This is a genomic window from Pacificimonas aurantium (assembly GCF_020092905.1).
GTDB classification, from domain to species: domain Bacteria; phylum Pseudomonadota; class Alphaproteobacteria; order Sphingomonadales; family Sphingomonadaceae; genus Pacificimonas; species Pacificimonas aurantium.
Genome location: NZ_JAGSGB010000004.1, coordinates 236,334 through 244,568 on the forward strand (window position 1 = coordinate 236,334; position 8,235 = coordinate 244,568).

Here is an 8,235-nt window from a genome sequence, read left to right on the forward strand (position 1 = left end):
CCGATGGAACTTACGACGTCGCTCGACGAAATCTGCCGCATTGTAGCGCGCGCCCGCGAATTCGACGCCCAGGTGCCGGCCGTCGATCCCGACGACGGCTCCAACATGGCCGACGACGATGCAGTCGACGTGCTCGAGGACGAGACGAACACGTCCGTCGAGCAGGAGCTGCGCACTGCGCTCGAAGATCTGAACGAAGACGAACAGCAGGAACTCCTCGCGCTCGTCCTTGTCGGACGCGGGACCTATGACGCCGGCGAATGGGAAGATGCGCTGCAAAGCGCACGCGACGACGTCACCGACTATGTCGAGGAGCTTTACGAGACGCCCATGCTCGCGTCGCTGATCGAGGCCGGTCTCGCCGCTTTCGACCTCAGCTGCGACGATGTCGGCACGGTTAGCTGACCGGGGTCAGGCTGCGCTTGACCTCAGGGGCGAAAGGCCGTGTCGCAGATCTTGTCCCACGGGCCGCCGCGATAAAACCATAGCGACGCCCCGGTGACGGTAAAGGTCCAGGGGGAAAAGCCCGCCTCCAGCTCAGCCATCAGCATCCGGGCGTCCTCTGGAGAGACCTTGTTCTGCACCGTCACATGCGGCTGCCAGCGTCCCGCGTCCTGCGGCACCAGGTCATGCTCCCAGCGCCGGGCCAACCGGTCGCGAAAGTCCAGGAGCTCAGGCGACTCCAAGACATAGGCGACCCCTTTTCCCAGATTGCGCAGCCGGTCGACGCGGACGGGAATGTGCCGCTCGTGGCGGGCCTCGTCTTTCAGGTCGCGGCGCAGCTCGACTTCGCGTGTCTCCGGCAGATGGTGAAACATGGTGATGTGCGCGGCCAGATAGTTCCGCTCCGGCGGAAAATGAGCCGCTCGCAGCCGATCGAAATGGCCCTGCGCACGCCGCTCCATCTTCGCCGTCAGGATGACCGGAGCCAGCTCCGTCGTCACGCCGCCGGATAGCCCAGCCGTTCGGGAAGGTCGCCGAACCGGCTGCGAAATTCATCCAGCAGTCCCTCGTCGAGAATGTCGCGCCACCGGCTGGTGGTTTTCGACGTCACATGGCCCATTTTCTCGATCTCGGCTTCGCTCTTGCGCGATAGGTCCTGGGTGCGCGCCGTCTCCATGGCTTCCTCGAACAGCCGTCCCTCGAAGCCCATGAAGGTGAAGATGCGCGCGAACGTGTCGTCGAAGTTCGACATCAGCTCTTCGAACGTCACTTCCAGGACGTCGTCGCGCTCATAATCCCAAGCCTCCATCGCCTCGAAGGTCCAGCGGGCGAAATGGTCCATTTCGAAGATCAGCCCCCCGCGCCGGTCCAGCTCGTTCAGCCGCGCCTGATAGGACTGACCGGCCAGGTCTGCGCGATAGGCCTCCAGGAAGTCGTCGCTGCGGTGGCGAATGATGTAGGGAATGGCGGTGGGGGAAGACCCGGTGAAGTCGGTGCTGGAGCACCAGGGCTCCTTCGTGCGCAGGTGATATTGGTATCCCGACACCAGCACGTCGCGCGGGTCGCGGACCACGTGGACGCCGCGCATCGGCGACGGGCGCGCCGCGGGCTCCCAAAGCGAATGGCTGAACATCGTGATGCCGGCCTTGCTGGGAAAGCCGCGCGAGAAGGAACGGCGGTTGCGATAGTACCAGCCCCGGCTCTCCCCGATGTCACGGAACACGTTCTGCAGTAGCACCGTGCCGCATTTGTGATGGACGAACAGCGCCAGACGCGGGTCCGGCACGGTGCGGCTCCCCAAAGTCTGCCGTACCTTCCTGACGATACCGATATCTGCCCTCCTGCCGTTGCCCCTCCCCTAGCCGGGCAAGCGCAAATTTCCAGCGGCGGCGTGCAGACCGCTGTCTCAGCCGCGGCGCCGGTCCTTCCGGCGAAGCTCCCAGCCCAGCAGGATACCCAGCAGCAGGATGACGACTCCGCCGATCAGGATCGCGCGCAGCATGCCCGGCAAGGCGACGGAAAAGTCCAGGAAATCGACATTGCCGGTCTTCCAGAAGACCCAGTCCCCGGCCAGGTCGGTCGCCAGCAGCGAATTGCCGGTTTCCAGCACGACGATGCCGTCGCCGGTATCGGGGTCCAGCCGCACGGCGGTGTTGATCGCCGGCTCGTTATTGCCGTCATGCCCGATGATGAAGTCGCCCCGGTTGTTGGCCGCATAGAGCATGGTGCCAAGTCCCCAGATGTCGGCCCCCATCTGAGAGGCATGCGGCACCCGCATCGCGGCAAGCGTTTCCGGTGACAGCACGCCCCGGCCCGGCGGGGCCGCCTGCGGCCCCTGCGCCTCGATGAAGCGCGCCATGTCGTTGGCGGTGGTGTAGAGCGAGGTCGCGGCCAGCGAGGTGTAGCGGTTCAGCGGCTCGAGCCGCCCCTGCGCATCGTAATTTTCGGCCAGCCGGGTGCGCTCCGCCTCGTCCAGAACATAGCCCGTATCGGTCATGCCCAGCGGCCGGAAAATACGCGTTCTCATATAGTCGTCGAAGGACATGCCGCTGATCTCTTCGATCAGCAGTTGCAGCAGCGTGTAGCCGCCCCCTGAATAGGACCAGCCCGATCCCGGCTCCTCGACGACCCGCACGGCGCCGCTGGCATTGGAGGACGCATCCTTCGCCTGCGTCAGCGAGTCTTCCAGCGACTGGACGGGCTCTCCCTCGGGAAAGCCGTCATATCCCAGGCCGTCGCCCAGGCCCGCCATGTGGCTCAGCAGGCGGCGCACCGTGACGCCGTCATGGTCATAGGGGCTGGGCGGCAACTCCCAGCGCGTCAGATAGGTTGAGGCCGGCGCGTCGAGATCGATCAGTCCGTCCTCGGCCAGCGCCATGACGCCCCATGCCGACACCCATTTGCTCAGCGAGGCCACCTGGAACAGCGACTCTCCGTCCACGGGCTCGCCCGCCGACGTGCTGTGCCGTGCAACCACATCGCCCTCCTCGATCAGGGCGAAAACAAGATTGCCGCGGGCCTCCTCCTCGATCTTCTGCGTGGCGGCGCGTGCGAAGGCGGCGGGGTCGGCGGACTGCGTCAGCGGCGTGCGGAACAGGCCGCCATCGACGGCGATGAAGCACAGCGCCGCCCACCCCGCCATTGCGATCAGGGTCACGGGAATGGCTAGTAGATATCTGGGCATGGCGGTCGTCTCTCAGGCTGGTTCGGCGTCGTCGGGATCGCAATTGTGGGTACGGCGCAGCGCCCGAAGGTGGCACGCCGAAGCCGACAGGCTAAGGTGCGCCCCCGCAGGCTGCTGCGGACTGCTGCGGGCTGCCGCGGCGGCCCTGTAGCTCGGGGATAGGGCGTGCACCGCCGCGAGTCTTGCCCGGACGCGACAACCGCTTGTCGCCGGGCGTCAGATTGGGGCGGAGAGGGGGAACGAGGTGCCGGAGATCCTGTCGATGTTCGTGCGCAAGGCGATTGCGCAGGCGCCGGAGGGTCTGGCGGCGGGGCCGCTTTACCGGGTGGCTGGGCTGACACCCGCCGAAGCCGACGATCCCGAAGCGGCCATTCCCGCCGACCGCTACTATGCCCTGCTAGAGGCGATCGCGGAGGCCGAAGGACCCCGCATCGGATTCCACATGCGACTGTCGGGCTCGATGGGCTGCGAGGATTTCGGCGCCGTCGGGCTCGCTTGGAAGTCGGCGCCCACGATCGGTCATTCCTTCGAGCGGATGGACCGCTTTTCGCGGCTCTACAATCCGGTGTCGACCTTCGCCCCTCAGCCCATGGGGGACGAATGGTGGTGGACGCATCACCGCCCCCAGCCGGCCCGGAAGGGGCTTTACCTGTCGAACGAAGCGGCGCTTGCAACCTTCGCGGCGCTCTGGCGCGATGCCGCCGGTCCCGACCGCGCGCCGCTCCGCGTCCAGTTCGCGCACGAGCCGCTCGGGACGACCGCCGCGCTGCAGGACTATTTCCGCTGCCCGGTGGACATGAACGCGGACCGCGATGCGCTGGTCTTCTCGGCGGAGATGCTGGCGCGGCCCAATCCGGTCGGTGACGAGACGATCTGGCGCTTCTTCCAGGCACATCTGGAGGAGCGCTTTCCTGAGGTCGCAGAGGACAGCCTCGACCGGCGCATCGTGCTGCACATCGCCGGCGCGCTCAGCGAGGGCGTGCCGGGGCTCGAGCAAGTCGCGGCCATGGTCGGCATGGGCGCCCGCACGTTGCAGCGCCGGCTGGGCGAACTCGGGCGCACCTTCCAGTCGCTGGTCGAAGAGGCACGCCGCGAACTTGCCTTCGAACTTCTCGCCGAGAGCGACTATTCGCTGGTCGAGATCGCCTTCCTGACCGGATTTGCCGAGCAAAGCTCGTTCACCCGCGCGGTGAAGCGCTGGTCGGGCCGCACCCCGCGCCAGGTGCGCGCGGCGGCAGGGCCTCGCCCCGCCGCGATCTCCTGACCGGCGAGAAAAACGTAACCCCGGCAAATGTCGCCGTCGGCCGGGCAGCCAACTTTCAATGGGAGTTTCGCCGCACTCCGGCGCTTCCGGACATTAGCGACCGACGGCTACGCCAGACCCTATTCGTCCAGGATTGCAGGAATGATGTGGCGACCGACGATCTTGTCTCGCCAACGGCTCCAGATCCCGCCCATTCGGTAGTTCCCGTCGGTGATCAGCAACGAGAGGTCCGGTTCCGGAACCACGATCAGCAACTGGTCTCCATTGCCGCTCGCCTGATACGCCGTGAAGGGCCCCCGGATTCGATATCGAACAGGCCCAAATATAGGCCTGCGACCCGCCGACATAATCTTGTTGGGTATGGTGAGCCCTGAAGGATTCGAACCTTTGACCTACTGATTAAAAGTCAGTCGGTCTAGTTCTTTCCTGACTAGCCTGATCCTGAAAGCTTCGATTGTACGATCCGCCTCCTTGCGACAGCTCGAGCAACGGTTCGGCCCCTTCATGGCAGCGCCAAATCGTTTAGCTCCTGCGCCCTACCGTTTTCGGGACGTGCAAACGAGCAAGGTAGTATCGGAAGCCTTCACGTTGGAACGCGCCGCACACCAGTCAGCTCTAAGTGCGGTAAGATCGCTACTCACGTCGGATCTACCCGCCGGCAAGGGAGCTGCTCGCGCCAAGATCGGGCGGCTGGTCGCATTCAGATTTCCCACCTACCAGCAGTGGCTGGCGGGCCAGCGCGCAAACGACCCGAGCGAATTGTTCGCGGAAGTATCCGGTAGGTTTCTCGCTATTGAGGGACCAACCGATCCTGCCCAGGCCTTACGCCGTTGTCCGCCCGGATATCTTGCTACGACGAGAGGCCGGCAGGTCGTTTTCCGCGATCGGCGAACGGGGAAGCGAGCGTTCACTCAGGCAGGGTCGTTCGTCATCTTCCACCGTCAACCGGACGAGCATGCGATCAGGGCTGCCCTCACCCTCCTCGCCAATGAAAAGGACGCGCCGCTTAGGGCCTGGGGCTCCGCGGCCTTCAAGAAGAAGGTAGCAGCGGAAGCGGCCGCCCAAGGCCTCATTCTTGCCACTACCGGTGCCGGAGCGTTCTCAAAGAAGCTCCTTAGCGAGCTCAACGTCACGCCTCCTCCCCCTTCTCGCGAGGTTCACGAACAAGAGATTACTCCGAAGCCGTCTATCGGAGCAGAGCGGAGCAGAGGGAAAACGCCAGTTCACCCTGACGACGTTGATAAAGATATACCATCTTCACCGAACGCTAACTCTAGTGCGCACATGCCGCGCCGAGATAGCGAGGTGGCCTCAAACTCGCGGGAACCAGCACGGGAGCACCAAGCAACCCTGACCAACCTGTTTGTTCAGTGGGAGCAGTCTGGCCAGACAATCGCAAACCACGGTAAACGTCGAATGTTGGCCGTTCAGATCGCCAAGCTAGCGCAGGAGACCGGCACTGCCATTCCGGCGGAGCATCAGAAAGAAATCCAGAAGCAGGTACTCGAACAGCGGCGGATGCAGCAGGCCGCCGCTCAGCTCCGCGGCCAGTCTCGATAGCGAGGGCTTAGGCGGCTGGCCGATGCGAGAAGAGATGCTTCTGTATGTCGATAAAAGCCCCGCGGATGTCTGCGACCGAACCCAACGCACGCTTCGCGTCGTTCACTCCTCCGTACCGTATGCGCAATAGATCAGCGAGACGCTGCGGTTCCAGTTCGCGTATCCCTTGTGTTTCATACCCGTTGAGGACGTGCTCGAGAAACGCTCTCATCTCGTCCTCGTAGCCGTCCAGTCCAGTTGCCTTCGTCGCTTGGACCCGTTCCGAACGGGCCAGCGGAGCGAGAGGGAAACGAATGTACGTGAGCACATCGAAGATGTCGGAATGCGGTGCGTCAATCAGATGCCTCATATCCCCTAAGCGCTCGCGGTCGTAGTCTATCTCGGTCAGCGGTCGAGGCACGCCATTCGCCGTTCCGGTTCCGTCCAGATCTCCCTAAGCTCGTCCTCCTCTGTCACGAGCGTGGCGAGGCCGCCGAACAGGTGATCTATGAACTCCTGCGCCATTATCGGCCTCCCGTTGAACATGTATGTCGTGGCGCCGCCATACTTAGTCCGGCGCTCCTAACCGACAGCGAGCTTTACAACGATCTTCCCTGTTGCGGGCTCGGGATCGTCGGGATCACCGGCTCTTCTGGAGGTGGAGGCTCACCCGCCCCGGGCGCGAGTTTCAGCTTCTCCGGTTCCTCACGCGACAGCGGCTCTCCGTCCCATTCAGAATAGTTGAAGTTTCCAAGCCTTCACGAAGTCGTAGATCGTAAAGAAGAATTTAGGCAAACACGGCGTTGGGACGCATTCAGCGCCTGCTGCACATAATCGATCGCTAGCCCGACGTCGCGAAGGGCTCAGTACTTTCTCTCGACCACCCCCTTCAGGGTCGAAGCATCCAGCATCAGATCAGACACCGCCTTCCTGAGCCGCTGATTCTCCTTCTCCAAGTCCTTCAAACGCCGGGCCTGGCTGACCTTCAGCCCGCTATACTCGCGGCGCAAGCGGTAGTAGCTCTGCTTCGAGATCCCCAGCGACCGGCTGATCGCACCATCTTCTCTCCCTGCGACAGCTGCACCCCAGCCTCGCGCAGCATCCCGATAAGCTTTTCTACCGTGTATCTCTTCCGCGCCATTCACAGCTCCTTCCAAGCCGCGCATAGCCGAAATCCTAACTCTCAAAATGGCCCACTCCTCAGGGGGCTAGTCACGGAATCAGCGACCTTTCGTATGGCCTCTGCAAAAGGCTCGACATCCAAGCGACTTTTCAAGATACGAACTAAGATCGACATCGGTCAGCGTGAAGATACGATCCTTCCATCGCAGGGAGAGACGGGAATTGATTTCCCCGTTCCGGAGGCGGAAGCGGGCGTTCGTGAGTGTTCAACAGAATGGGGCGTTGCGTCACACTGCGGCATCAGCGAGGTTCAGCCAGTTAGGGGAGCGAAGAGATGCCTCCCGGGGCTGCGAAAGGTCACCTAAGCTTGACTAGCCTCAAACGTTCAAGCGTGTCCGAGCTTCCGAACTGTCGCATAAAGTGTTTTTGGTACTGCGTCCCGTCCCTCGCGGGAGTGGTAACGCGATAATATCGGTAGTGGTTAATTATGAGAACCGACAGCACTAAAAAGGAGACACCAGGACTAAGGCGTATACGCGGTCTTCTCAGGCATATTCGCCTTTCTGCACCCCGTACACTATTCCTTGATATCGAGACTACGGGTCTGAGTCGTCATTACCACCGCATTACCGTCGTCGGATATACCATGGATGGTTGCTACAGGGCCCATGTAGCTGGCGACGACCCCGCGGCTTTCGTCGAGGCCGCAAGCTCGGCTGAGGCTGTGGTGACGTTCAACGGTTCGCAATTCGACTTGCCGTTCCTAGCCAAAGAATATCCAGACGTTCTAATGCCCGAAAGGCACATCGACCTTCGATATGCATGCCGTTACGCCGGTCTCACAGGTGGCCAGAAAAAGATTGAGAAGGCTCTGGGCTTCGAACGTGAAAGCGACGTTGACGGAGCAGAGGCCGTCCTGCTGTGGCATCGATACGTTTCCGGTGACCACGGCGCCCTTTCAAGATTGATTGAATACAATTATCTCGATGTCACTGGGATGGCGACGCTCTTCGACTGTGTCGAGAATTTGCTGTGCGGAGAAAAGGAACTCTTCGACCCGGTCGGCTTCGCTGACAGATGCCGGCCACTCCGTGATACGCTTCTCCGAAACCATCCTCCAGCTTCAGCGAGAGGCTTTACCCCGCTTGGGTTCGACGAGCTCTTCGCAGGGACTGCCGCAGAG

The 8,235-nt window shown here is 62.6% G+C and carries 9 protein-coding genes and 1 pseudogene; 4 read left to right on the forward strand and 6 right to left on the reverse strand.

Translation table 11 applies throughout. The features are described from left to right. Positions 1 to 3: 3 nt before the first annotated feature. A complete protein-coding gene (locus KCN53_RS15485) occupies positions 4 to 405 on the forward strand; it encodes a DUF3775 domain-containing protein (protein WP_088713233.1) in 402 nt (133 codons plus the stop codon). 23 nt (positions 406 to 428) lie between these two features. Here the strand turns inward: KCN53_RS15485 and KCN53_RS15490 are convergent, their stop codons facing one another. The 3 genes from KCN53_RS15490 to KCN53_RS15500 form a co-directional block, all read right to left on the reverse strand. After that, positions 429 to 944, reverse strand: coding sequence for a 2'-5' RNA ligase family protein (locus KCN53_RS15490; RefSeq protein WP_224199787.1), 516 nt, complete (start codon positions 942 to 944; stop codon positions 429 to 431). Further along, the gene (locus tag KCN53_RS15495) at positions 941 to 1,729 is read right to left on the reverse strand and encodes a sulfotransferase domain-containing protein (protein WP_088713234.1); all 789 of its coding nucleotides are present in this window, start codon (positions 1,727 to 1,729) and stop codon (positions 941 to 943) included. Before KCN53_RS15495 ends, KCN53_RS15490 begins: the two co-directional genes overlap by 4 nt. 120 nt (positions 1,730 to 1,849) lie before the next feature. Beyond that, entirely contained in the window at positions 1,850 to 3,127 is a 1,278-nt protein-coding gene (locus tag KCN53_RS15500; RefSeq protein WP_088713235.1) for a serine hydrolase domain-containing protein, read from the reverse strand. Positions 3,128 to 3,371: 244 nt separating this feature from the next. Here KCN53_RS15500 and KCN53_RS15505 point away from each other — a divergent pair, with 244 nt between their 5' ends. Then, positions 3,372 to 4,391, forward strand: a complete 1,020-nt coding sequence (locus KCN53_RS15505) for an AraC family transcriptional regulator (protein ID WP_088713236.1) — start codon at positions 3,372 to 3,374, stop codon at positions 4,389 to 4,391. 119 nt (positions 4,392 to 4,510) lie between these two features. On the opposite strand, the gene KCN53_RS16095 is transcribed toward KCN53_RS15505, so the two are convergent. Continuing rightward, complete coding sequence (locus KCN53_RS16095; protein ID WP_263435150.1) at positions 4,511 to 4,645, reverse strand: hypothetical protein; 135 nt, start codon at positions 4,643 to 4,645, stop codon at positions 4,511 to 4,513. 217 nt (positions 4,646 to 4,862) lie between these two features. On the opposite strand from KCN53_RS16095, the gene KCN53_RS15510 reads away from it, so the two are divergent. Continuing rightward, the gene (locus tag KCN53_RS15510) at positions 4,863 to 5,951 is read left to right on the forward strand and encodes an LPD7 domain-containing protein (protein ID WP_143712259.1); all 1,089 of its coding nucleotides are present in this window, start codon (positions 4,863 to 4,865) and stop codon (positions 5,949 to 5,951) included. A 7-nt stretch (positions 5,952 to 5,958) separates the two neighbouring features. Here the strand turns inward: KCN53_RS15510 and KCN53_RS16275 are convergent. After that, positions 5,959 to 6,719 (reverse strand): annotated as a pseudogene (locus tag KCN53_RS16275) (type I restriction-modification enzyme R subunit C-terminal domain-containing protein); the annotation flags it as partial. 74 nt (positions 6,720 to 6,793) lie between these two features. Further along, entirely contained in the window at positions 6,794 to 7,096 is a 303-nt protein-coding gene (locus KCN53_RS15520) for a transposase (protein ID WP_088713239.1), read from the reverse strand. 443 nt (positions 7,097 to 7,539) lie between these two features. Between KCN53_RS15520 and KCN53_RS15525 the strand changes: the two genes are divergently transcribed. Continuing rightward, the coding region (locus tag KCN53_RS15525; RefSeq protein ID WP_224199789.1) for a ribonuclease H-like domain-containing protein at positions 7,540 to 8,235 on the forward strand (696 nt) is incomplete at its 3' end.

What these genes read in the sequence shown, in the direction of transcription:
- KCN53_RS15485 (WP_088713233.1), top strand. Translation starts at nt 4, where the DNA reads ATGGAACTTACGACGTCGCTCGACGAAATCTGCCGCATTGTAGCGCGC.
- KCN53_RS15500 (WP_088713235.1), bottom strand. Translation starts at nt 3,127, where the DNA reads ATGCCCAGATATCTACTAGCCATTCCCGTGACCCTGATCGCAATGGCG.
- KCN53_RS15520 (WP_088713239.1), bottom strand. Translation starts at nt 7,096, where the DNA reads ATGCGCGGCTTGGAAGGAGCTGTGAATGGCGCGGAAGAGATACACGGT.